Below are 24,134 nucleotides of genomic sequence, written 5' to 3'. Positions count from 1 at the left end.
TATTAGCCCCGGTTTCCCGGGGTTATCCCGATCTGCAGGGCAGGTTGCCCACGTGTTACTCACCCGTCCGCCGCTCGATCCACCAGCGTCATCCCCGAAGGGAATCAACTGGTTTCACGCGCTCGACTTGCATGTATTAGGCACACCGCCAGCGTTCGTCCTGAGCCAGGATCAAACTCTCCGATAAAGTGATGCCTTGCATCAATCAAATCGAAGGGATTTGATGTGTTTCGTTTAACGTCAATTTAATTGACGGGCGCACTTGCTTTCATTCAGTTTTCAAAGGGCAAATAAATCCTGCGCTTTGTTTAGCGCGGATATTCAATATAACAATTGCAAACTTCATCGTCAACATCTTTTTTCAATGTCTTTTGTATGAAGTCACCCGCTTTTCTCAACGCGGATTCACAACAATAACAACCTAAAATGAAGTTGTCAATAAACATTTTATTCCCTGTCACTTTTTTAGCGACACCAACATCATAACGAATTTGTTTTATGATGTCAACAAAATGCTTGGCTTTAATTACTACATTATCATATCAGTACCCTGTGGCTTTTTTCAAGCCAGAGTTTGTAAACAAACGATGGCTGGCCTCACTTTTTTGGCGGACGCCTCCACTTGGAGGTTACAAGTGCGGCACGGGTTGGAGCTGTGCTTACGCTTAACCGTACCGAGCCTTCCTGCCTCTTGTACCAATGGAAAAAAAGCGTTTTATGCATGATGTCACCATTATTCTTCTGCTCAGGTGCCACTGCCCATCAACTTTGTCAGATTTAATGCTTATGAAATGTAAAGATGCTTGCATCTTTACATTTCTATCGTGAGGCCTTTGCTAAAGCTGCTCGTTATAAGAGGTTGTTCCTAAGGTTTTAACCGGCGCTGTAAAGACATCGCATAGTGGCGACATTCATGAGGTGGAGCTAAGCGCTTATATAAGTTTAAAACAATCCTGTACTTCTCTGCCAAGCTTCGTTTCAGCCGGTCATCAATCCGCTCATCCTCTATATCTAAAAGGATCTCTTCTAGCTCCCGTTTTAATAAGTACTCCACCTCTTTACATTCTTTATGATTTAACAATAGACCAAGCACATACTCACCCCGCCGCACTTCGTTTTCTAGCGAACCATTCATATCCTGTCCAAGCTTGCATAGGATTATGCCAAGTGAATAAAAAAGGTGGGAAGGCCATTGTATATTTGGGAAGTTTCGATGAAAAAACTCGGGTTAGCCGCAGGTGCACTTTTACTAAGCGCCGGAGCCGTATTTTATACCTTTTTGGAAAACTCGTTTTTTGTACAGCTCGCAGGGGTTGAGGACCATATCAGCGGCGCGGTACACGAAGTTGCAACCGACGAAGCTAAAGTTGCTTTAACGTTTAATGTGAGTTGGGGGGACGAGCGTCCGGAAGAAGTATTTTCGCTCCTTGAAGAAGAAAATGTACCCGAAGCTGCTTTCTTCCTTTCAGGTGCATGGTCCGAGCGCCATCCTGAACTCGTAGAAGATATAAATGAAAGCCGCTACACCATTGGCCATCACGGATATGAGTACAAGCCATACCCTGCGTGGGAAGAGGAAGAAATCATGCAGGACCTGCGTAAAGGCAGCCATACCCTGCAGGAGATCACCGGCGAGCAGCCCGCTTTCTTTCGTCCGCCGGCCGGAGCTCTTGACACCCGGGTTTTAGAAGCAGCTGAAAGCCAGGGCTTAACAACCATTCAATGGAGTGTAGACGGGCAGGATTGGGAAAACCCCGGCACTGATCAAGTGATTGAAAGAATTTCCGAAAGCGTATCCCCAGGAGCGATCATTATGATGGATGCCTCGGATCAGTCTAAACAAGTGACCGGTGCTCTTCCGAAAATCTTGGATGTACTTGAGCAGCAAGGATATGACGTTGTCGGCTTAAAAGAACTTCTGCACGAAGCTGACATTGAAGTGCGGGAACTTTAATCTTATTTGACAGGCACGTGTTTCCTTTCCTAAACGAAACCTCCCAACCAAAGGGATGGTCAGGAGGAAAGAGCACGTGCCTTATTTTTTCTTTTTATTACGCTTCTTTTTCTTTGATTTCTTGCCGCTGGAACTTTTCGTTGGTTCAGCCGGCTGTCCCGGCTTTGGCTTTAAACCTTCGTCATCTTTACTGTACAGACGATGAAGCATTAAAAGCTGCCACGTATTCGCTACAACAAGCGGTGTTAAGTAAATCCACAGCCATTTTGTACCATGAACAATGTCGATCGTGAGCGCCGGCACCCATTCAATAATCGTAATAACAAACATAAAGAAAAGTGCCGGAACAAACGTAGCACGGTTCGTTTCTTTTTGTTTTACATAAGCTACCGCAAGTGCAAACAATAAAAGCAGTGTCGGCGTTATAAAATATCCGGCTAAACTTTCGCCTTCTTCAGCAAACGCCCAGTAACGTAAAAAGACAAGGTCAAAGTAAGCAAACGCAATGAGTACAATCTGGACACGGTTCCACAACTTCGGCCCTTTAAATATGCTCAATGCAATCCGGTGCAGTGTTAAATAAGCAAAGAAACCCATCTGGGCAACCAAACTAATTGCAGCGCTAATCCCAAACATCCAAATTGCACCGAGGATAAAGTTGGCGACGCCTTCGCCAAGATACGTATCTAAATCAATGACGATACCAACGAGCATCCCGAACGTTGCACCTAAAAGCAGCGTGGTCCAGAATAAATAAACGACTTTACGTGTATTCAATCGCATCGATCCCCGCTTTCTTCTCATCTACCGCTACGATTGTACCAACTCTGTTCATGCTTTGCCACCATTTCCGGGCGCCGCGCATATTTGACACGAAATTGCCTCACATTAGGCGTAAGAATGATTCATAAAGGACGGGATAAACGATGATGCTTCGCCGGCTTCTTCCTATGTTTCTTTTACTGTGCCTTCTTTTTGGGTGCGCCGCACAAGAGCAGCAAAGTGCTGAACGATACGAACAAACAAAAGGTATGATGCAGGATTTGTTAAAGTCAGATGAAAGTAAAGAGGCCCTGCTTGATATTTTAGATGACGATGAATTCCGCGAACGACTCGTGCTTGAGAACGCGTTTGTTGAGACGACAATTAAAGAAACACTTGCTTCAGCTGACGGGGAAGACTATTGGGTCAAGCTGATGCGCGAGCCTGCTTTCGCAAAAGCCATGGCTGAAAGCATGCACGATGAACACGAAGCAATGGCCAAAGACTTAATCAAAGACCCTGAGTACCGCGATATGTTAATGGAAGTTATGAAAGACCCGGAAATTCAGGAAGAGACCTTCGATTTACTACGCAGCAGTGCTTACCGTGAAGAAGTGATGAAAATTATGATGGAGTCATTTGATGCGCCTAAATTTCGGGCGGAAGTACAGGGGATGCTCGCGGATATGAATGCAGAGATTCAAGAGCAGGCGCTAGAAACGACCGATGAAGATGAAAAAAGTGACGAAGAAAATTCAGGAGAGGATGAAGATGAGGATGAAGAGGAAGAAGAAGTCATTGAAGGCACATCTTAGGCCGCGCAAACATAAGCGCGGCCTACTTTAACTGCCCGGCTTTGCGGCTTTATGAAGTTGATCCATAAACTTGCGGTCAATCCGGTCTTTAAGTTGCCATACCAAGCGGCCACGGGCGTGATGCCGGCCGCGAAACATGAAAGCCCGCCGTCCTCCTAACGAAAGAATCGCCATATACTGACGCTGCGGCTGAAACGGCTGCAGGTTTTTCCCTGCTAAGGACCGCTTTAAATTCTCCCGCAGTATAGGTGCCTGCCGAATAGCATACACCCCGTTTTTAGCAAGGCTGGGTACCGACAGAAACGTTACACAGTCACCTGCCCCGAAAATGTCCGGATCACCTTGATACTGCAGGTGCTTTGTTACCGGCAGGAAACCTCGCTTGTCAGCAAGTCCGGACGCGGCAATAACAGCCGGCGCCCCTGCCCCGGCAAGCCAAAGCACTTCATCCGCTGAAAAAACAGCAACGGGTGTATCTACACGACCTGAAGCCACATTTGTAACCGGAGTGTGCTCACGGTAAAGTACACCTTTTGCAGATAACTCCCGGCGTATTTTCTTTTGAGCGGCTGCCGGTGCTTCTGGAAGCAGGGTGCTTGATGTAAGGATTGTGACATCGCGGGAGCTTTTGCGCTCGGCATCCTTCGCTTTTAAGGCCAGAGCAGTTTCCACCCCGGCCGCCCCGCCGCCGGCAATGATAATACTGCCTGCTTGATCAAGCTGCTCCGCCGTCTTTGGTAGCAAATAGCTCGGCTTAATCGACCTGGCATTGGCTTTGATGCCTGGGACACCGCCGGAGGCAGCCCCTAAATTAAGCGAGAGTTTGTCGTAACTGACAGCTTCAGTTGAGGTGTGCACTTGTTTTTGCTTCGCATCAACACTTGTTACAGCAGCTTCAATAAAACGAATGCCTGCTGCTGAACATAAAGCAGCAACATCCACCCGGGTCTCGTCCTTTTCATAAACCCCTTCAATATAGCCGGCATACATACCGGAGTAATACTGATAACGGTTTGGTGAGATCAACACATATTCAGCAGCTCGTACCGGTGATTTCATTTCTTCATACAGCAGCAAAAGATGAGCATGCCCTGCGCCTGCAAGAACAATCGTTGGTGCCATGTGAAATCTCCCTTCCTTAACGCAACAGCTTGGAAATCCGCTTTAACCAGCGGGCGGACCTGCCGTGAAACAAGGTGTCACGCCAGTATTTATCCGCTGCTTTTTTAATGATTTCGCCTCGGGCCGGGTAAGGATAAATGGAGCTGCTTAATGATTTTAACGGCTCGTTTTTCTGATACAAATACACAAGCTCCTGCATCCAGTCTCCTGGATCTTCACCGACCGCGTGTGCACCGATGATCCGGTTTTTCCGATCCGTAATGATTTTTGCATAAGCATCCGGCTTATGTTCAGCAATGAAACGGTCCACTTCTCCCCCGTGCTGCTCATACACATTTACAACTTCTTCTCCGTAAGCAGCCACTGCTTCAGCTTCTGTCATACCGAGGTGGAAAATACCCGGGTCTGTGAAAAATGTCCAAGGAATACCGTTAGGGTCAATTTTCTGCTTTAAGTCAAACGCCAAATTGGCAACGACCGTCTGCCCTTCGATCCCGGCTGCGTGCGTAAACATCGGTGCACCTGCTGCATCTCCTACAGCAAAAATATGTTCTCGGCTCGTCCGCATCGTTTGATCCACTTTTATTGTGCCGTCTTGATGACAGTTGATCCCGGCTGCTTCGATGTTCAACTTGTCTGTATTCGGCTTACGTCCAGCCGCAACAAACAAAACATCCGCCGTAATCTCTTTTTGACTTTTCGTTTCAACATGTTCAGCTGTGAAGCGGTAAGCTGACCCTGCTGGTGCGGCTTTCGTAAGTCGATAATTCGGCGTAATGTTCATTTCTTCTGCCAGTTTATGCTCTGCTTTAAAGGCAATCGTTTCATCTTCTGTTTCGAACAAGTGCGCCCCAGCATGAATCACATCAACCCTTGCACCAAATCGAGCCAGTGCCTGTGCGAGCTCAACGCCGACCGGACCCCCGCCTGCGACTGCCACCCGTGCCGGTACCTCACTTAACGTGTACACATCTTCATTTGTGATATAAGGTACCTGCGCTAAGCCTTCAATTTCCGGCACCTTAGGACTTGAACCTGTTGCGATGACGATCTTTTTCCCTTTGAGTACAGTATTCGAGCGTTGATGCTTAACGTTAATTTTATGCTGATCGATAAACGAAGCGGTTCCTTCAAATACATCAACACCGGCTGATTCAAAACGCGCCGGGTCATCATGCTTTTGAATTTCTTTTTTCGCTGCTTGAATGCGCGCTTTTGCTTGGTTGAAATCTGCTTTACCACCGAGCGTTAAGCCAAATTCACCTGCTGCTTTTTCGGCCTGCTTCACTTCTTTTGCAGCCTGAATCAACGCTTTAGACGGGACACACCCGTAATGAAGACAGTCTCCGCCGAGATTTCTGCTCTCATTAATCAGCGCTACTTTTTGACCAAATGATGCTGCACCGGAAGCAACGGTGAGGCCCCCTGATCCCCCGCCGATAATGACTACATCATACCGCTTCGCCATACTTAGCCCTCCTTATTGTAAAACCTGCTTTGCTTCGCGCAACCGCTGCAGTCCAGTGAAAGTTTCCACCAAAACAAAGACAAGCGTTGTCCAAACGAGTAAATGCGGAAACAAAATCATGACGGTGAAAAACAAAAAACCTTCTGTACGTTCAGCTAAGCCTGCTTGATAATAAAATGACTTCATCCCCTGTTTTTCTGAAACCGCACCAACGGTTAAAAAAACCGTCATTGAAAAAATGATGGACGCTGTTAACAATAAAAGCGCCCACTGCGCTTCAGGTACAAGGAACGCAAGGCCGAGAATAACGCTAAGTTCGACGAGCCGGTCAAAAGTGACGTCCATAACGGTACCAAACGGGCTTGTCTTTGTCTGCCGGGCCATCGCCCCGTCTACAGCATCTAAATACCCGGAAAACCATAATAGAAAAACAGCTGTCCAAAGCATTTCAATATATATAAAAATACCGGCAGAAGCTCCGATGATAAAAGCAGCTGCCGTCACTTGATTGGCTGACAGACCTAGTTTCAGCAGTCGGCCGGCCCCACCTTCGATAACTGGTTGAACGTATTTACGGGCGTGTGTATCAAGCATCGCTTCTCTCTCCTTTCTCTTCACTGCCCGGTAATGTGATCCCCCGGCGCTTTCGCATCATTTTACGAACAACAATAGGCAGCATAGAGACAAGCACAAGACCGGCAACGGCCAGCCCGATCAAGGTTATATTCTGTTCAGCGATGCTTGCCCCGGCAAGGGTATAAGCTGCAGCGCCGGGTAAGAGGCCGACAGCTGTACCAAGCAGGTAAGGTCCAAAGCGTACTTTAGACAATCCTGCTGCATAACTGACGACATCAAAATTCACCACAGGCACAAGGCGAACCGCAAGCACATACAAGAAACCGTGCGCCTCCATCTGTTTCTGTACCGTTTTCGCTTTACCGGTCCATTCTTTTTTCACAAGTTCAGCGCCAAACCAGCGGGCGATCAAAAATGAAAGAGCAGCACCAGCAACTGCGCCGGCGACTGATAAAAAGAAGCCCCAAAACCCAAAAGCAAGCCCGCCAGCAAGTGAAAAAATCGAGGACGGAAACCAGACGAGCGGTCGCAAAGTATATAGCACCACATATATCACCGGGGCCCACCAGCCAAACGATAAAATCCAGTCGCGCAGCGTTTCCGGCTGTAAATCAATGGTCTCACGATTCCACCAAACGAACGCGCCGACAAGCAGGATCAGCCCAAGCCCGATCCAACGTTTACTTCGTTTCATCATGCTCACCTCTTTGCTCTGCCAGTTCAACGAGACTGTCTGAATCAGCAGAGATGTAAAGCCACTCGCCTTCAGCCATTTGAAACGGCGCCGGAATAGTTAATGCCTGCGCTGCTCCTGCCACTTCAAGGCAGACAAGTAGCTGACCGTGAGTTTGAAATAAGGACTGCACCTGGGCCTTCCAACCAGCATCGTCATCATTCGAAGTAAATCGGTGCACTTTTACAGCGGAAGCAGGAACGAACGTGCTACCGATCCGGACCCCGTCACCAAGTGCATCGGCTGTGGGTCCATATAGCGGCCGGCGGGCAAGCGCAGCCGGACTTCCTTTCTCAAACAAACGACCCTCGTGCATCACCCCGATCGTATCCCCCATAGCCACGGCTTCATCTTTGGCATGGGTTACAAACACAGCCGTCGTCCCTGCTTCTTTTAATAAAGACTTTGCCCAGCGCAGCATTTGAAAGCGAAGCGTTTCATCAAGACTTGCAAACGGCTCATCGAGTAACAGCAGCGCCGGTTGAGCGATGAGTGCCCGCGCCAGCGCCACCCGCTGCTTTTCTCCACCAGAACACTGCTCCGGCAGACGTTCAGCAGCATGCAGCATACCGACCTTCTCTAAAAAGACTGCGGCCTGATCGCTGCGCACCTGCCGCTTAACGCCTCGGGTTTTGAGGGCATAAGCGACATTTTCACGTAAGGTCATATGCGGAAATAACAAGGCATCTTGAAACATGAGTACAACCGGGCGCTTGGCAGCCGTTGTTTCGTCCATCGTTTGACCACCTAGTGTGATTGTGCCGGTATGCTGTTTTTCCAAGCCGGCTAAACACTTCAACAAAGTTGATTTACCTGTACCGGAACCGCCCATGAGCGCAAAGATTTCTCCCGGCGCCAGCGAAAACGAGATTGATTGAAGCACCTCAACCCCGCGATATCGGTGGCTTAATTCGTTCACATGAAGTTCAGACAAATGGTTTCATCCTTTACGAATAGCTTTGACGCGATTTAAAAACAACAGACGGAACATTCCTTCGAAAACGAGCAGTAACCCAAGTGGTAATAAGGAAAACAGTAATGATAACGCCGCCATAATGGAAGCATTGGCACTTTCAGCAAATGGAAAGTACACAGCCGACAGCGCCATCACCTGCCCGCCGCCTACCGTCACAGTTAAAGCGTACTGACTTAAGGCAATCACCCCAGCCAAAAATGCCGCTGCTCGCACACTCGGCAGCATTAACGGCATAATGATATCTAAAAACCGCTGCCAGCGACTTGCGCCAAGGACTGCGGCCTGCGCTTCAAGGTCCGAGCCAATCCGAATAAAGCCGTTTTTCAAAATACGGATCGTAAATGGTACCGTCGGCAATAAATAAACAAGTAGAACACCTAACCAACTGTTGGCTAAACCTATGCTTAAAAATGCACTGTGAAGCCCTACAGCAATAGCAAGCGCCGGCACAAGTACCGGCACAAGCAGCATTGTTTCCACCACCGCTTTTCCGTAAAAATCATAAAAGGCAAGGACGCGGGCAGCCGGAAACGCAATGATAAAGTTCAGCAGCACAGTGCCAAAGGTAAGCAGTACGGTTACCGGCAGCGCTTCAACAACTAAAGGATCCGAAAGTGCGGACTGCCAGTGTTGTAATGTAAATGTTTCAGGAAATATCATTTGAAAACGCCACTCTCGTGCAAAGCTTTGCACAACGAGCAAAAAGAGCGGCACGAAAAACATGAGTAAAAGAAATATCGCAAGGAGCCACCGGTAAATCATGAACGTCCGCCTCCTTTCAGCAAGCGCTGCTGCAGGCGGCGCGCCCGGTAAAAAATGAGAAAAGCGGGCATCAACAAAGCAGCGGTAAGCGCACTCATGAGCGCATACGCTTCCGGGCGCTCGCTCCAATCGCCTTGATAAAACCAATCATAAGCGGTTAATGCGGCCATCTGTGGGTCCGTCGCACCGATCAATGCCGGGACTTCAAACGCTCCAAGGGTAAAGGCAAACAAAATGATGCCTGTTTCGAATATTGACGGACGCAACAGTGGCCACTCCACATCACGAAACGCCGCAAACCGGCTGCCACCAAGGGTTCGGACAACCTCATGAAACCGCTGATCCATATCGTAATATACTGGCAGAAGCATCAAGACGACAAAGGGAACTTCTTTCCATATGTACGTCAAAATAATGCCGTAACCGTCCCTGTCGTGTGTGAGCACCGGAAAATCAGCTGGCGCTGAAATCCAGCCGAATTGATACGCAATTGTTGCGAAAAGCCCGCTTTGAGAGAACAATAAAATAATGATATAAGCGCCAACAAAATGCGGCACAAACATCGGCAGCCAAACGAGCACTTTCAGTTTAGCGTGACGCAGCTGACGGTACAATAAACGCGCAAGCACTGCACCAATGACAAGTGAAATCATGGTGGAAATGCCGGCAGTGATTATGCTGAAACGGATACTTTCTTGTAGGTGAGGGTCTGCTGCAAGTGAGGCGTAGGCTGAAACTGTAAACCCCGCCTCCCCACCGGCGGTAAAACTGTGGCGAACCGCACTAAATAGCGCATACCCTGTAAGGCCAACAAGCAGCAGGAACGCCGGCGCAAGGGCAAACCATAACTTAATCGAGCGAGCGGACAACTTCATTCAGCCAGTAATCCTCCACCCAGTCGACGTACGCTGCATCCATCTCCGGTCGAAATGCATCTGAGAGTGCTTCCTCACCTGGCACGGATCCACCGCGTTCTACAGCCTCAAGCGCTTCTTGCTGTTCGTTAGAGAGCCGGCTTGAACTTAATACCGTGCCTTCTCCCCATACATCCGGATTTAACTTTTCCTTTTGCGCTTCAAATGAAAGAAACTCATTGATGACCGTCATCGCACCGGTCTGGTTAGGGGCATTAAACGGAATGCTTAAGTAATGGGTATTACCAAGTGAACCTGTCTCAAACACTTTGCCCTTTGTACCTTCTGGAAAAGTGCCGTCACGAACGAGCGGCTCCGCCCGCCCTTCGTTATACCCCATTGTCATCCAAACTTCTTCATTTGCGTACATCCGGTCAAGCTCTTCTAAACTTGATGGATACGTTTCACCTTCGCGCCACAAGTGTGGGGCCATTTCCCGCAGCTTTGACCATACCTCATCTTCATAGTCGCTTAACATTTCAGCATTAAAGCCTTCCTCCACCAAGTCTTCCGGCTCCTCTACAACTTCATAAAGCATCTGCCGAACGAAAGCGTTACCGGTAAACTCATCTGCTTCAGGATAGGTGAAGCGGCCTGGGTTTTCTTCCACCCATGCTGCTAATTCATTGTAAGAAGCCGGCGGATCATCAACATAAGCTTCATTGTAAAAGAGTGCAAACTGCACCTGCCCCCACGGCGCCTGCAGACCGTTAACTTCAGTGCCAAAGTCATACGCAACATCTAAATCGTCCATGTTGATATGGTCTTCAACGTTTGGCAGCCGCTCAGCAAATGATCCCCATAAAAGATCATGGTCTTTTGCGATGCGGAAGTTTTCTCCATTCAACCAAAATACGTCAATCTGCCCCTCAGTTTCGCCTGCTTCTTTTTCTGTCATCAACTGCTGAATGATGTCTTCAGTATCCATTGGTCTGCGCTCCAAGGTGATCTCGTAATTTTCTTCAAGGCGCGGTGTCATCCAGTCATCGATGTAGCTGTTAATGTTTTCGTCCCCGCCCCACATATACATGTTAACGGTGGTGCCGGCAGCATCCGCCTCGATATCCGGCCAGTCTTGTTCAATCACATTTGTTGAATCCTGCTCAACTTCAGAGCCGGCTTCGTTACTGCTGCAAGCTGCGAGCAACGCCCCCGCTATGAGAAATGAGCTGAATGTTTTCCGCTTCATCGCATCCGATCCCTTCATCAATTGCTCTATATAAATTATACATCATGTGTGTAGTTATGCCTGTAAGGTTGCTTACAATTTTCATGCTGATGCGCGCTGCATTTCCAGGGGGAAGCTGCTCAAAAAACTTCTTTACGCAGGCGCGATATGAAAAAAGAAGCCGGCAGCCGGCTTCTTTTTTCATATTCATCATATTATTTTTCCATTTTTTCTAGCATACGGCGGGCCATGTCCCGGTAGACTGCTCCGATTGGATGCTCGCGTTCATAAACCGATGGCGCGAAATCTTCTTCATCAATTGTCGGCTGCCCGAGCGGAATCCGGCCTAGCAGTTCAGCCTTCAGTTCTTCAGCGAGGCGGTCGCCGCCACCTGTGCCGAAGACGTACTCTTTTTCACCTGTTAGCTGACTTTCAAAGTAAGCCATGTTTTCTACAACACCGAGAATCTCATGGTGTGTTTTAATCGCCATGGCACCAGCGCGCGCTGCGACAAAGGCAGCGGTAGCGTGAGGCGTTGTAACGATCAGTTCTTTACATTCAGGCAGCATGGTATGAACATCTAAGGCCACATCACCTGTGCCCGGCGGAAGGTCGAGGATTAAATAATCCAAGTCGCCCCACGCAACTTCGTTAAAGAAGTTGGTTAACATTTTTCCAAGCATTGGACCGCGCCAAATGACCGGCGCGTTATCCTCGACGAAAAAGCCCATAGAAATGACTTTAACACCGTAGCGTTCTACGGGGTAAATCGTTTCTCCAACGACTTGTGGGCGTTCCTCAATGCCCATCATATCTGGAACGCTGAAGCCGTAAATGTCTGCATCAATAATGCCGACGTTTTTCCCTTCACGGGCAAGGGCTGTTGCGACGTTCACCGTGACGGTTGATTTACCGACCCCGCCTTTTCCGCTTGAAACTGCAATAAATGTCGTATTTGTGTTTTCGTCAAGCAGCCCGCCGCCTCCGGATTCTGCTTGAGCGCCGCCGGCAGCTTCAATTTCTTCATCAGTTAAATTTTCAAAACGAAGGCCGACAGATGTAGCACCTGCTTCTTTTACAGCGTTTGCAATTTGCTGCTGCAGCTGCATCTGATCAGCTGTACCTGTTTGAGCGAGGGCGATTTTTAAGCTGACTTGGCCGTCGTCTTTAATTTTCATTTCGCGCACGCCGCCGGTTTCGACGATGGTTTTATTTAAATCCGGATCATTAATGGATTGGAGAACTTCGTTAATTTGCGCTTCTGTGATCAACGGATGCACCTTCCTTTGGCTTGAATGATATCGTTTTCCTCATTCAGTATAGCATACCAAAGGATATTTCAGCGCCCGCTGTGCTTATTCGTTTTCAGCAGATTCTCCACTTGCATAACGAAGCATGCCTTGATAAATGGAAGCAGCAATTTTGTTTTGGTACGATGGCTTTTCGAGAAGCCGGGCTTCTTCAGCATTTGATAAGAAGCCCGTTTCGATGAGAACACCTGGCGGATCAGCCTCCCGCAGTAAGTAAATCTGGTCAATGGCTTTCGCCTTACGGGTTGTGTTCTCCAGGTTGTAAACGAGTTCGTGCTGAATGTGGTGGGCAAGGGCTTTGTTGTCGTCGGATTTTGGGTCGTAAAATGTTTGGGCACCGCTCACGCCGGCGGAAGGGATCGCGTTTAAGTGAAGGGTGATAAACATGTCGACCCGGTCTGCGTTGATCGTGTTTTTACGGGCGCGCAAGTCTTCAAGCTTACGCTGACGGTAGCGTCGGGTGTCTGTTTCGGCAAGGTCGCGGTCGCTCTCCCGTGTCATATGGACGAGGGCGCCTGCTTCTTGAAGGTAATCGCGCAGCTGAAATCCGATATCAAGTGCCACGTCTTTTTCAAGCAGTCCGCTTTTGGAAGATGCCCCGCCATCTACACCGCCATGACCCGGGTCGATCACGATCACCTCACCTGCAAGCGGCAGTTGGAGCCCTCCTGCCGTTGGAGCTGCTTCTTCGGTTTTACTTATATTATAAACAGCCGCCGCCGTAAGTACGACAATTCCAATTACGGCCAAATACCATAACAACCGTTGCACGTGCGCCATCCCTTTCTGTTATGTTCTACTCGTCCAAGGATATGTGTAATGGCACTGTTCTATGCATGCGCTGATATGGGTTTGGGCCGTACAAGCAAAAAACCGGGCCTCAGCCCGGTTTCAGCGTGTAGACAAACTTTCAAGAAAAGCAGAGGCTAATGTTGCTTTTGGGCGGACGCCTGCACCCGGCAGGAAGTCACGGCCTGCGAGATTTTTGGCTCGCGTTGTTCCTAGTGGCGTCGCCGCCGGCGCTCGTCAGCCTTGCGTAGTTTAAAGGTCATCAATTGTAAAGATTCTTTTGATTAAGCAATATCTACATGAATCCATTTCATCATGACACTTTATGAGTGATCAAACGAACCATATACAAATGTAAAAGTAACCGAAACGAAAGACGGCGACTCCCAGAGGATCAAGCGCAGCTTGAAGATCCACTTGTTCGAATCGTTTTGAATCGAACAAGTTAGCTGAAGGCAAGCCCTCGGGAAAGCGTCCGTCTGGCGTGAAGGTTACGTTCATGATTCGTTTTTCCCCGCTTAACAGGGCAGCCCGCGGCAGTTGAAGTAGTAAGTTTGATTTAATGTTAAGTTTTGTACTTTGTCGACTGTTTGAAACCGGGCCGCAGCCCGGTTTCTGGTTTAATATTTCAAGCAGCGATGCCGCCTGCCGGTTTCAAAGCCGCGTTCCCACCATTCGCGGGTGTAGGCGCGCGAAGCCCGGCGCAGCTCTTCAGCGGATAGCGTGCCGCGGTGCACCCAGGATAAAAGCAGCACAGTCAGTTCTGCCTGCAACGCTTCCTGGGTCAATTGAAATTGATTTGCCACGCCCCCTGTTTTGCCGCGCTTACCTGTGCGGTATCCTGTGCGTCCCCCTTGTAAATAAGCTTCAACACCAAGATCCAGACAAGCCTCTTCTAAAAACGACCCCCGAAAATGGAAAGAAGCACACACCGGCGCAATGTGACGCGCCGCTGAGTTTTCCACTTCTTCACGAGACACAGCTCGGATTAAACGCTCATCCTGCTTTTCGATTTTTTCCTGTTTGTGCGCCGCCAAAGAGACAACCGCCATGTTTCCTCCCCCCTTGACGTTAGCGTGCGCAGCAAACACAAATTCACCCCCGGCAATGTACGGAAAGCTCTGTTCACTACGAGTTGCGCCGTTCTTCTTGTTCACCTTCTTCATTTAAGTCTGGCGAATCTTCTTCAAGCACCACTTGACTTTCCGTGTCTTCAACGGTATAAAGCGTTGGATCATCTGCTTTCACTTTAAATTGACTAACCTCCTGCTCCAACTCTTCAGCCATTGAGGAAAGCGATTCCGCTGCTGACGAGACTTCTTCCATGGACGCCATCTGTTCTTCAGCTGAGGCAGCGACGTTTTCTGCGTAGCTAGACGTTGATGAAGCTTCTTCGGCCGTTGTCTCGATCGTCTGGTTGAGTGTCCCCGTTCCGGCAGACATTTCTTCCACAGCTGCTGCGACTTGCTGGATCTGACCGGTCACATCCTGGACAGCGCTCTTGATTGAACTAAATTCTGTACGTGCCTCACCGACATGATTCATCCCGCTCTGCACTGCAGCTCGTCCTTCTTCCGTCATTTCTACAGACGCTTGAATACCGCCTTGAATTTCAGAAATCAATGTGCTGATCTCCTGCGCCGATGCATTTGACTGTTCGGCCAGTTTACGCACTTCATCAGCGACAACAGCGAAGCCTTTCCCGTGTTCGCCGGCCCGAGCCGCTTCGATCGCTGCGTTTAACGCAAGCAGGTTCGTCTGCTCGGCGATATTTCCAATTAAAGAAATGATTTGATCAATCTGTTCCGACTGCTCACTCAAGCTGTTCACTTTGTTTGAAATGGCTTCAGTCCGGGCATCAATCGTCTCCATCTGCGCCACCGTATCATCAATGACTTTCACACCATTAGCTGCGTTTTCACCAGCATTTACAGACGCTTCACTCACATGCTCCACTGTTTCAGCAATTTGACCCATGCCGTCGTTAATTTCCTGGGCGGTTGCTTTCGCTTCACTCGTCCGCTGCTTCTGACGGTCAGCGCCTCCTGCCACTTCCTGGATGGATTCAGTAATTTGATTCGTCGCATTGCTCGTTTCTTCAGCGCTTGATTTCATCTCTTCAGATGAGGCTGCAACAGATTCGGCACCAGCTGAAATACGGGAGATCATCCCGCGCAGATTTTCTTTCATGGCCTCGAACGCTTCGTTCAAGTCATGAATTTCATCCTTCGATTTTAAATGCTGTTTTTCACCGGTTAAGTCACCTTCAGCCATGTTTACAGCAGATTGAGACAGTACCCTAATTGGCCGGGCAATCCGGTTGGAGATGAACACACCGGCAAGAATGGACAACATGACGGCACCAGCACTGACAGCAGAGACAAAAACGATGGTGGCGCTAGATTCTGCTAAGGTTTCCTCAGTCACCGCTGCCATATCTTCATCAATACTTGTACCGAGGCGCTGAGCAGACTCCCTGATAGAGCGCCCTAGAGGGATCACCGATTGGTTTGCATAGGCTACGGCCGCATCACCATCAAGGTCCGCCGCGCCTTCTGCGTTGCTCCGGTACCGATAATTATCAGACCAAAGGCGCTCAATCTCTTCTTGATCCTCTTCGTCATAAGCCATCTCTTCTGCTTCTTCAAGCAGCTGGCTCACTTCTTCGTTAACATCTAATGCTCTTTGCAACTCGTCTTCCTCTTCATTTAATAAGTATGATCGCACTAAACTGCTCTGCTGATTCACATTCGCTTCGACTTCTGTGATCACAGACTGAAGTTCCGATTCATTATTCACTAAAAAGTCGAACGTCTGAGACATTTGATTCATTTGAATAAGTGCCAGGCTAATGACAGCTGCCAATAACAGTGCAATGCTTGTAAAGCCGGCCACAAGCTTTTTCCGAAGTGTCCACTTCATTTTATACATCCCCTTTTAAGTATCAAACCATAAATATGTTAGCGCATACATTTACGACTAAAATTTTTATATCCTTATTATATAAGTCTATAGAACCATAAACAATCATCTCACAAAAATATTTTCAGATTTTTTGTAATTTTATTTTGTGATTACAGTTATTTTGTTATGTAATGAGTTGATCTCAGCTTTCACCGACAATTTTCATCGCATATTGCGGGACAGAGCCCTAATGTTGAAAAAAGAAGTTTTACTGAAGTGAAGGGTACGCTCTAACGAAAATGTACCTTTCCTACAAACTTTAAAAAGGCTGCGATGCCTAAGCACCGCAGCCTTTTTCTTATACTTAAGAAACTTTTCTTTCTTCACTAACCTCTTCAGCTTCTTCACTTAACACCATCTCTTCTCCTTCTGATTGGCGTTCATGAATGTTGAAGTTGTTCACTTCCTGCTCCAGCTCTTCGGACATTGATGAAAGGGATTCGGCTGCTGATGATACTTCTTCCATGGACGCCATCTGTTCTTCAGCTGAGGCAGCTACGTTTTCTGCATAGCTAGACGTTGATGAAGCTTCTTCAGCTGTTGTCTCAATCGTCTGGGTGAGTGTCTCCGTTCCGGCAGACATTTCTTCCACAGCTGCTGCGACTTGTTGAATTTGACCAGTCACATCATGGACCGCACTCTGAATTGAACTAAATTCTGTACGTGCCTCGTTTACATGATTTATACCGCTCTGCACTGCAGCTCGTCCTTCTTCTGTCATTTCTACAGATGACTGAATACCGCCTTGAATTTCAGAAATTAATGTACTGATCTCCTGCGCCGAGGCATTCGACTGCTCGGCAAGTTTGCGCACTTCGTCAGCAACGACAGCGAAACCTTTGCCGTGCTCACCGGCCCGGGCTGCTTCGATCGCGGCGTTTAATGCTAGCAAATTGGTCTGTTCAGCAATGTTGCCGATTAAAGAAATGATTTGATCGACCTGTTCAGAATGCTCACTCAAACTGTTCACTTTAGTCGATATAGCTTCAGTCCGTGCATCAATCGTCTCCATCTGCGCCACCGTATCATCAATCACTTTCACACCATTTGCTGCGTTTTCACCGGCGTTTGCGGACGACTCGCTTACATGCTCCATCGTTTCAGCAATCTGACCCATGCCGTCGTTAATTTCCTGAGCGGTTGCTTTTGCTTCACTCGTCCGCTGCGTCTGCCGGTCAGCGCCGCCTGCCACTTTTTGAATGGATTCTGTAATTTGATTCGTGGCGTTACTCGTTTCTTCAGCGCTTGATTTCATTTCTTCAGATGAGGCTGCAACAGACTCTGCACCAGAAGCGATCCGGGAAATCATCCCGTGCAGGTTCGTTTTCATCTCATGAAATGCTTCATTTAAATCATGAATTTCATCATTCGTTTTAAACCGCTTCTTTTCCTCGGTCAAATCACCTTCTGCCATTCGCGTGGCTGAACGGGATAAGGAAACAACCGGCCGGGCAATCCGGTTGGAAATCAACACCCCGGCAAGAATTGCAAAGATCACTGCAGCGATGCTGACAATTGAAACGAGCAGTACAGTACCACCAGCTTCTGCTAATGTTTCATCTGTTGCTGCTGCCACGTCTGCATCGATCCGGTCAAGCAGCTCCTGCGTATGATCACGCATATCTTGTCCAAGCGGCAGCACCGACTGATTGGCATAAGAAACTGCTGCACCACCTGAAATTCCTTCAGCCCCTTGAACATTGCTGCGATAGCGGTAATTGTCCGACCACAACTCATCAATCGCTGCGATATCAGCTTCGTCATAAGCCATCCCTTCTGCTTCTTCAAGCAGGCTTCTAATAGCATCGTTCCGTTCAAAGACAGCCTCAAGCTGATCTTCATCCTCATTGATTAAGTACGCCCGAAACATGCTGCTCTGCTGATTCACATTGGACTCTACTTCTGAAATTGTGCTGTGCAGTTCTGTCTCATTGTTCAATAAGAAGTCAAACGTCTGTGACATTTGATTCATCTGTATTAAAGCAAAACCAATTACTAAAGCTAAAAGTAGTGCAATGCTTGTAAACCCAGCTACAAGCTTTTTCCGAAGTGTCCATCTCATGATGCCCCTCCCCTTCCCCCAATGTCGAAGTTCAATTACACAAAAACCATTTAAAGAAAATTATTACATTTATTATATAAGCCCTTATACTCATACACAACATAAAATTCTAAATTGTTAAGTAATTGAATGAATTTCCTATTTGTTATAAGAGGATAAAAACGAACAATGAACGTAACCTTCACTTCAGACGGACGCTTTCTCGAGGGCTTGCCTTCAGCTAACTTGTTCGATTCAAAACCATTCGAACAAGTGGATCTTCAGCCTGCGCTTGTCCCTCTGGGAGTCGCCGTCTTTCGTTTCGGTCACTTTTCAATTTACGGATCATTAATCATTTCCAATGGATATGGTTCGTTTGATGGCTCTTGAAGCGTCATAATGCAATTGACTTAAGGTAATGCTATTTTTTTGAACACCGGGCTTCAAAGATTAAATAACTCTGCAACAGGTAATAAAGTTAGAACATAAACTTCACGCTAATGTTATAAAGACGAAAAAACCGCTATGCATCTGCATAACGGTTTTTTTCAAAATCTTTTTCAGTTTTATGCTGTATACTTTTCTGACGCCGGAGCTTCGGTCTCCTCTTCATCCTCACCTTCACCTTCGTCTTCCAAAGGCGGTTCTTCTGCTTCGGCAGCTGGATTTTGTCCGATTTTAAACTTCTGGACTTCTTCCTCAAGATCCTCTGCCATTTCCGAAAGTGAATCAGCAGCTGATGATACTTCCTCCATCGAAGCCATCTGCTCTTCAGCAGATGCAGCTACATTTTCAGCATAACTTGAAGTTGAAGAAGCTTCTTCTGCCGTTGTCTGCACCGCTGTGTTTAATGTATCGGTGCCGGCTGACATTTCCTCAACCGCCGCGACAACTTCTTGAATCTGTCCAGTCACATCTTGAATCGATGAACTAATGGATGTGAATTCCTGACGCGCTTCCCCGACGTGTTTGAGCCCGCTCTGCACAGCTTCGCGGCCACCGCCGGCCATCTCGACGGATTCGTTAATACCTTCTTGAATTTGGGTAATGAGGCTGCTCACTTCTTGAGCCGACTGGTTGGACTGCTCAGCAAGCTTGCGTACTTCGTCAGCCACCACTGCAAAGCCTTTTCCGTGCTCGCCCGCGCGGGCCGCTTCAATTGCGGCATTTAACGCAAGCAGGTTCGTCTGCTCTGCAATGCTTGTAATCATGGAGATAATCTCATCAATTTGTTCGGACTGTTTACTTAAGCCGCTTACTTTCTGTACAAGCTGTTCGCTTTGGGCATCAATCGACTCCATCTGTTCTACCGTGTCATCGATAACTTTCACACCATTACTCGCATTTTCGCCTGCATGGAGGGAAGATTGGCTGACATGTTCTACTGTTTCAGCAATCTGACTCATCCCCTCATTGATCTCCTGGGAGGTTGCCTGTGCTTCACTCGTCTGCTGCGTCTGCCGATCGGCGCCCCCGGCCACTTCTTGAATTGACTCTGTAATTTGTTGGGTAGCACTGCTCGTTTCATCAGCGCTAGCTTTCATTTCTTCAGATGACGCAGCGACAGATTGGGCTCCGGTAGCAATGCGTCCAATCATACCGCGGAGATTCGCTTTCATCGTTTCAAACGCCTCGTTTAAATCGTTAATTTCATCATTCGTTTTTAACTGCTGTTTTTCAGCCGTTAAGTCACCATCAGCCATTTGAGAAGCAGCGTGTGAAAGACTGATGATCGGCCGGGCAATTCGGTTGGAAATAAGTACACCGGCAACAACCGCCAAAATCACAGCACCAATGCTAATGATCGACACAAGCAAAATCGTTTGCCCTGCCTCTGCCAACGTTTCATCTGTTGCCGCTGCCACATCTTCATCGAGGCTCGCCAACAACGCCTGGGTATCTTCACGCATGTCGCGACCAATCGGGATCACGGAGCGGTTCGCATAATCAACCATGCTGTCGTTTAAGTTTTCCACCCCGCGGGCATTGCTGCGGTATGAAATATTACTTGACCAAAGTTCTTCTAGTGTCTCTTCATGGGCTGGGTTTACTGCGAGCTCTTGTGCTTCTTCAATTAGATCCCCGGTTTCCATGTTTAACTCATACACCGAGTCTAAATCCGCGTCCTCTTCATTCAATAAGTAAGCCCGGAACCTGCTGCTCTGCTGGTTCACATTTGCTTCAATCTCTGCAACTGTACCTTGCAGCTCCCGTTCTTCGTTTAATAAGAAATCAAATGTTTGAGACATCTGATTCATTTGTGTAAGTGCAAAACCTATCGCTGCTGCAAGGATTACGGCAATCCCTACAAAACCTGTGACTAACTTTTTGCGAATCGTCCATCGCACGTAAAATCTCTCCTTTTTCTCCTGCTGTCAACTTCCAAGACGAAATACTTGTTCGAATTGAATGTGCTCCGCTCATTATATAAGACTAAATGACTATTAACAATGCTTTTCGTTCTATAATTTGTGATTTATTCATAAATTTTGTGACTGATTTTAGCCCCAGAAGCGGGAAACTTCACGCTCTATCTTCATTTACTTGTACTTACGTATCGTTGTCATTCTCTTGAACTAAAACTTCAGAATCAGAACCTTCGTCTTTTTGATCTAGCTGAAATTGACGAACTTCCTTCTCTAGTTCTTCAGCCATAGAGGCAAGCGTTTCAGCCGAAGTTGAGACTTCTTCCATCGAGGCCATTTGTTCTTCAGCAGATGCGGCTACGTTTTGGGCATAACTTGAGGTAGAGGCAGCCACCTCTGCTGTACTTTGAATTTGTTTATCTAAACTTTCAGTACCGGCAGACATTTCTTCCACTGCGGCCACCACTTCTTCAATCTGGCCGGTCACAGACTGCACGCTATCGTGAATCGCGGTAAATTCGTGGCGCGCCTCTTCAACATGGTCCAGCCCGCTGCGCGCTGCATTACGACCGCCCTTCACCATCTCTGCAGATGTCCCAATCCCTTCTTGAATTTGTGTTACTAAGCCGCTGACTTCCTGCGCAGATTGATTGGACTGCTCGGCGAGTTTACGAACCTCATCGGCGACAACGGCAAAACCTTTCCCGTGCTCCCCGGCGCGCGCTGCCTCAATCGCAGCGTTTAAAGCAAGCAAGTTTGTTTGCTCAGCAATATTTGTAATCATAGCGATGATTGAATCAATTTGTTCGCTTAACTCATTTAAGTTGTTTACTTTTTGAACGATATCTTCACTCTGTTCATCTAACATTTTGATTTGCTGAACGGTTTCATCAATCACCCGCAGACCGTTCATTGCATTCTCCCCGGTCTTTGCAGATGATTCGCTCACCTGCTCCACCGTTTCAGCAATTTGACCCATACCTTCATTAATCTCTTTGGACGTTTCTTTTGCTTCAGTTGTACTTTGTAGTTGTTGATCAGATCCCCCGGCTACTTCTTGAATGGATTCAGTAATCTGGGACGTCGCATTGCTCGTTTCTTCAGCACTGCGGGTCATCTGCTCTGAAGAAGCGGCAACTGATTGAGAACTGGCTGAGATGCGGGTAATCATTCCGCGCAAGTTTTGTTTCATTGCTTCAAATGACTGCGCTAACTCGCCAATTTCGTCTTTGTTTTTCACTTTTAAGCTGTCGCGGCTTAAGTCTCCTTCTGCTAGTTCACCGGCTGCTTTGGATAACTGCTTAACAGGCCCGGCGATCCGGTTGGAGATAAAAACTCCGCCGAACACAGCGATCAGTATAGCAATAAAACTTACAATGGTGGTGACCCAAAACGCTTGATCTGCACCGGTTAACGCTTGATCTGCACCAGTTTGCACAGTTGTATCAATATCATTCATAAGTTCTTGTACAATATTCTCCATATCTACACCGACCGGAATCACTTCAGTACTTGCATATGTAACAGCGTTATCCGGGCTTAAATCAAGGGCTGCACCTGCTTCATCAGCGTATTCTCGGTTAAGCTCCAAAATTTCATTAAATGCTTGTAAAGTTTCCGGAAACTGCGCCAGTTGCCGTCCATCGTGAATCAAATCTTCAATTTCTTCATTTGCAGCTTCAAACGTTTCATAATAATCTTGACTCTCCGTTAATAAGTAGCCGCGAAAATAACTGCTTTGCCGGTTAATTGCTGCTTCCATATCTGCAACGTTATTCCGCAGCTCTGTTTCGTTATGAACAAGAAAGTCAAACGTATCGGACATTTGACTCATCTGCGTAAGTGCAATTGAAATTGCAATCGAAAGGACGACTGCAACGCCTAAAAATCCGCCAATTAATTTCTTGCGTAATGTCACTTTCAACGTACTTCTCCTCCCTCCACCTTATACACTTGTCTACATTCGAGACTTTTGCAACCTTCATTATATAAGTCTTTATAACCAATAACAATACAGTTTCGACAAATAACCCCAAAAGAGAAAACTTTGGCTCAGACGATCACACTTGTAATTATAGGTATTTTGAATCAATAAAACATAAAAAACCGAGACACCATCAAAAAATGTTGTCTCGGTTTACGTTCCATCAACCCGCTTTCACCCGGTGATAGAGAATTGTTAAATCTTTTTTTCGCAAAATGACTGGCACTGGGTACAGAGGATTGGCCTCTGCCGTGGCTCGCTCGACCATAAAAGGAATATCTACTTTTTGAATGTCATTAAGCTGCGCCGGAATCCCCATCGCCTCGTTTAATTCTTCGACGGCTTTTATGAAGGACTCAGCTTTTACTGCGGCAGTTTCATACTTATCCACTAATCCTGCCGCATCAGCAAGGGCAGCGAGCTGATCGTGTACAGGCTCTCCGTAATACCGCAGCACGTGCGGCAGAATCACCGCGTTCGCAAGACCATGCGGCACGTGATAAAAACCGCCGAGGGTATGCGCGATCGCATGAACATAACCAACATAATTTCGCGTGAACGCAAGACCTGCCACATGTGCCGCCTGCTGCATCGCCTCGCGAGACTCAAGATTACCCTCACGGTACGCCGAATATAAATGATTGAAAATGAGCGATACCGCTTCTTCACACCATGATTTCACTTCAGCTGTACCTCCGCGGTTAAGATATGCTTCCACCGCATGGGTGAGTGCATCCATACCCGTCGCTGCAGTAAGCGGTGCCGGCAAGTTACTTGTGAGCACCGGATCAAGCACCGCATAGTCCGGAATGAGGACCGGATCATTCACTGAATACTTCTCCTTTGTTTCCGGATTCGATATGACCGCTGTTACAGTAGCCTCACTCCCGGTACCCGCCGTCGTTGGCACAGCAATCAGCGGAGGTACCTGCTTTCTCACCTTCAACTGCCCCTTCATTTGCGGAATTTCCTTTTTCGGCCGGGCCGCCCGGGCAGCTGCACCTTTGGCACAATCCATTGGGGAACCACCACCAAACGCGAGAATCGCATCACACCTCGCGCTTTGATACAGCGCATACGCTTCTTCCACATTCACAATTGTCGGATTCGGTACGGTGCGGTTATATATGACGTAATCGGCGCCTGCGGCTTTCAAAACATCGAGCAGCTCCGTGTATATCGGCAGCTCTTCCATGGAAGCATCAGTTACAATAAGCACACTCTTATATTCGTTACTGCGGAGAAGACCGGTAAGATCCTGCAGACTGTTTCTCCCTGCAAGCAGCGCCGGCCGCCGCCACGATATAAACCTTGCCACTTGCTTCATCACCTGCTGATATCCCCGGCAGTAAAGTGTGTACACACGCGCCCCCCTTTCTATGTATAAGCTTATGCCCTATCTATACCCGCTTTGCCAGTGGATACACTAA

The 24,134-nt window shown here is 47.7% G+C and carries 20 protein-coding genes and 1 rRNA gene; 2 read left to right on the top strand and 19 right to left on the bottom strand.

Features of this window, described 5'->3' with window-relative positions:
* Both B0H94_RS12880 and B0H94_RS12875 read right to left on the bottom strand, forming a co-directional pair.
* Positions 1–187 (bottom strand): 16S ribosomal RNA (locus tag B0H94_RS12880); the annotation flags it as partial.
* Positions 188–865: 678 nt separating this feature from the next.
* Positions 866–1,135 carry a hypothetical protein gene (locus B0H94_RS12875; protein WP_345789047.1) on the bottom strand — a complete coding sequence of 90 codons (270 nt, stop codon included), beginning with the start codon at positions 1,133–1,135 and terminating at the stop codon, positions 866–868.
* A gap of 57 nt (positions 1,136–1,192) precedes the next feature.
* On the opposite strand from B0H94_RS12875, the gene B0H94_RS12870 reads away from it, so the two are divergent.
* The gene (locus B0H94_RS12870) at positions 1,193–1,954 is read left to right on the top strand and encodes a polysaccharide deacetylase family protein (protein ID WP_106589683.1); all 762 of its coding nucleotides are present in this window, start codon (positions 1,193–1,195) and stop codon (positions 1,952–1,954) included.
* Positions 1,955–2,035: 81 nt separating this feature from the next.
* Here B0H94_RS12870 and B0H94_RS12865 read toward each other — a convergent pair whose 3' ends face one another.
* Positions 2,036–2,737, bottom strand: coding sequence for a KinB-signaling pathway activation protein (locus B0H94_RS12865; protein ID WP_245894022.1), 702 nt, complete (start codon positions 2,735–2,737; stop codon positions 2,036–2,038).
* 143 nt (positions 2,738–2,880) lie between these two features.
* On the opposite strand from B0H94_RS12865, the gene gerD reads away from it, so the two are divergent.
* Complete coding sequence (gene gerD, locus B0H94_RS12860) at positions 2,881–3,531, top strand: spore germination lipoprotein GerD (RefSeq protein ID WP_106589682.1); 651 nt, start codon at positions 2,881–2,883, stop codon at positions 3,529–3,531.
* Positions 3,532–3,558: 27 nt separating this feature from the next.
* Here gerD and B0H94_RS12855 read toward each other — a convergent pair whose 3' ends face one another.
* From B0H94_RS12855 to B0H94_RS12775, 16 genes are all read right to left on the bottom strand, one after another.
* Positions 3,559–4,653 (bottom strand): FAD-dependent oxidoreductase, encoded by a 1,095-nt coding sequence (locus tag B0H94_RS12855; protein WP_106589681.1) that lies wholly within the window; start codon positions 4,651–4,653, stop codon positions 3,559–3,561.
* Between the two features lie 16 nt (positions 4,654–4,669).
* Complete coding sequence (locus B0H94_RS12850; protein WP_106589680.1) at positions 4,670–6,121, bottom strand: dihydrolipoyl dehydrogenase family protein; 1,452 nt, start codon at positions 6,119–6,121, stop codon at positions 4,670–4,672.
* 12 nt (positions 6,122–6,133) lie between these two features.
* Positions 6,134–6,715 (bottom strand): CDP-alcohol phosphatidyltransferase family protein, encoded by a 582-nt coding sequence (locus B0H94_RS12845; protein ID WP_106589679.1) that lies wholly within the window; start codon positions 6,713–6,715, stop codon positions 6,134–6,136.
* Positions 6,708–7,391, bottom strand: coding sequence for a TVP38/TMEM64 family protein (locus B0H94_RS12840; protein WP_106589678.1), 684 nt, complete (start codon positions 7,389–7,391; stop codon positions 6,708–6,710). Before B0H94_RS12840 ends, B0H94_RS12845 begins: the two co-directional genes overlap by 8 nt.
* A complete protein-coding gene (locus B0H94_RS12835; RefSeq protein ID WP_106589677.1) occupies positions 7,378–8,364 on the bottom strand; it encodes an ABC transporter ATP-binding protein in 987 nt (328 codons plus the stop codon). The genes B0H94_RS12840 and B0H94_RS12835 overlap by 14 nt, the downstream gene beginning before the upstream one ends.
* A gap of 6 nt (positions 8,365–8,370) precedes the next feature.
* On the bottom strand, positions 8,371–9,168 hold the full coding sequence (locus B0H94_RS12830; RefSeq protein ID WP_106589676.1) for an ABC transporter permease: 798 nt from the start codon (positions 9,166–9,168) through the stop codon (positions 8,371–8,373).
* On the bottom strand, positions 9,165–10,043 hold the full coding sequence (locus B0H94_RS12825; protein ID WP_106589675.1) for an ABC transporter permease: 879 nt from the start codon (positions 10,041–10,043) through the stop codon (positions 9,165–9,167). The genes B0H94_RS12830 and B0H94_RS12825 overlap by 4 nt, the downstream gene beginning before the upstream one ends.
* Complete coding sequence (locus B0H94_RS12820; RefSeq protein ID WP_106589674.1) at positions 10,018–11,271, bottom strand: ABC transporter substrate-binding protein; 1,254 nt, start codon at positions 11,269–11,271, stop codon at positions 10,018–10,020. Before B0H94_RS12820 ends, B0H94_RS12825 begins: the two co-directional genes overlap by 26 nt.
* Before the next feature lie 194 nt (positions 11,272–11,465).
* Complete coding sequence (locus B0H94_RS12810; RefSeq protein ID WP_106589672.1) at positions 11,466–12,521, bottom strand: Mrp/NBP35 family ATP-binding protein; 1,056 nt, start codon at positions 12,519–12,521, stop codon at positions 11,466–11,468.
* Positions 12,522–12,605: 84 nt separating this feature from the next.
* Entirely contained in the window at positions 12,606–13,331 is a 726-nt protein-coding gene (cwlD, locus tag B0H94_RS12805) for an N-acetylmuramoyl-L-alanine amidase CwlD (RefSeq protein WP_245894021.1), read from the bottom strand.
* A gap of 638 nt (positions 13,332–13,969) precedes the next feature.
* A complete protein-coding gene (locus B0H94_RS12800) occupies positions 13,970–14,401 on the bottom strand; it encodes a DUF2521 family protein (protein ID WP_181315404.1) in 432 nt (143 codons plus the stop codon).
* A gap of 76 nt (positions 14,402–14,477) precedes the next feature.
* On the bottom strand, positions 14,478–16,271 hold the full coding sequence (locus B0H94_RS12795) for a methyl-accepting chemotaxis protein (RefSeq protein WP_181315403.1): 1,794 nt from the start codon (positions 16,269–16,271) through the stop codon (positions 14,478–14,480).
* Between the two features lie 346 nt (positions 16,272–16,617).
* A complete protein-coding gene (locus B0H94_RS12790) occupies positions 16,618–18,375 on the bottom strand; it encodes a methyl-accepting chemotaxis protein (RefSeq protein ID WP_106589668.1) in 1,758 nt (585 codons plus the stop codon).
* A 545-nt stretch (positions 18,376–18,920) separates the two neighbouring features.
* Positions 18,921–20,702 carry a methyl-accepting chemotaxis protein gene (locus B0H94_RS12785; protein ID WP_106589667.1) on the bottom strand — a complete coding sequence of 594 codons (1,782 nt, stop codon included), beginning with the start codon at positions 20,700–20,702 and terminating at the stop codon, positions 18,921–18,923.
* A 202-nt stretch (positions 20,703–20,904) separates the two neighbouring features.
* Positions 20,905–22,638 carry a methyl-accepting chemotaxis protein gene (locus B0H94_RS12780; RefSeq protein WP_245894026.1) on the bottom strand — a complete coding sequence of 578 codons (1,734 nt, stop codon included), beginning with the start codon at positions 22,636–22,638 and terminating at the stop codon, positions 20,905–20,907.
* A 229-nt stretch (positions 22,639–22,867) separates the two neighbouring features.
* The gene (locus tag B0H94_RS12775; protein WP_106589665.1) at positions 22,868–24,067 is read right to left on the bottom strand and encodes an iron-containing alcohol dehydrogenase; all 1,200 of its coding nucleotides are present in this window, start codon (positions 24,065–24,067) and stop codon (positions 22,868–22,870) included.
* Positions 24,068–24,134 lie beyond the last annotated feature (67 nt).

The sequence above is a fragment of the Salsuginibacillus halophilus genome, assembly GCF_003014715.1.
Classification (GTDB): Bacteria; Bacillota; Bacilli; order Bacillales; family Marinococcaceae; genus Salsuginibacillus; species Salsuginibacillus halophilus.
Note: the sequence above shows the minus strand (reverse complement) of the source record. Positions and strands in the feature narration are given on the sequence as shown.

Bases quoted from the DNA above. Each gene is read 5' to 3' on its own strand.
- B0H94_RS12875 (WP_345789047.1), bottom strand. From the start codon at position 1,135: ATGAATGGTTCGCTAGAAAACGAAGTGCGGCGGGGTGAGTATGTGCTT.
- B0H94_RS12865 (WP_245894022.1), bottom strand. From the start codon at position 2,737: ATGCGATTGAATACACGTAAAGTCGTTTATTTATTCTGGACCACGCTG.
- gerD (WP_106589682.1), top strand. From the start codon at position 2,881: ATGATGCTTCGCCGGCTTCTTCCTATGTTTCTTTTACTGTGCCTTCTT.
- B0H94_RS12855 (WP_106589681.1), bottom strand. From the start codon at position 4,653: ATGGCACCAACGATTGTTCTTGCAGGCGCAGGGCATGCTCATCTTTTG.
- B0H94_RS12850 (WP_106589680.1), bottom strand. From the start codon at position 6,121: ATGGCGAAGCGGTATGATGTAGTCATTATCGGCGGGGGATCAGGGGGC.
- B0H94_RS12845 (WP_106589679.1), bottom strand. From the start codon at position 6,715: ATGCTTGATACACACGCCCGTAAATACGTTCAACCAGTTATCGAAGGT.
- B0H94_RS12840 (WP_106589678.1), bottom strand. From the start codon at position 7,391: ATGAAACGAAGTAAACGTTGGATCGGGCTTGGGCTGATCCTGCTTGTC.
- B0H94_RS12830 (WP_106589676.1), bottom strand. From the start codon at position 9,168: ATGATTTACCGGTGGCTCCTTGCGATATTTCTTTTACTCATGTTTTTC.
- B0H94_RS12825 (WP_106589675.1), bottom strand. From the start codon at position 10,043: ATGAAGTTGTCCGCTCGCTCGATTAAGTTATGGTTTGCCCTTGCGCCG.
- B0H94_RS12820 (WP_106589674.1), bottom strand. From the start codon at position 11,271: ATGAAGCGGAAAACATTCAGCTCATTTCTCATAGCGGGGGCGTTGCTC.
- B0H94_RS12800 (WP_181315404.1), bottom strand. From the start codon at position 14,401: ATGGCGGTTGTCTCTTTGGCGGCGCACAAACAGGAAAAAATCGAAAAG.
- B0H94_RS12795 (WP_181315403.1), bottom strand. From the start codon at position 16,271: ATGAAGTGGACACTTCGGAAAAAGCTTGTGGCCGGCTTTACAAGCATT.
- B0H94_RS12790 (WP_106589668.1), bottom strand. From the start codon at position 18,375: ATGAGATGGACACTTCGGAAAAAGCTTGTAGCTGGGTTTACAAGCATT.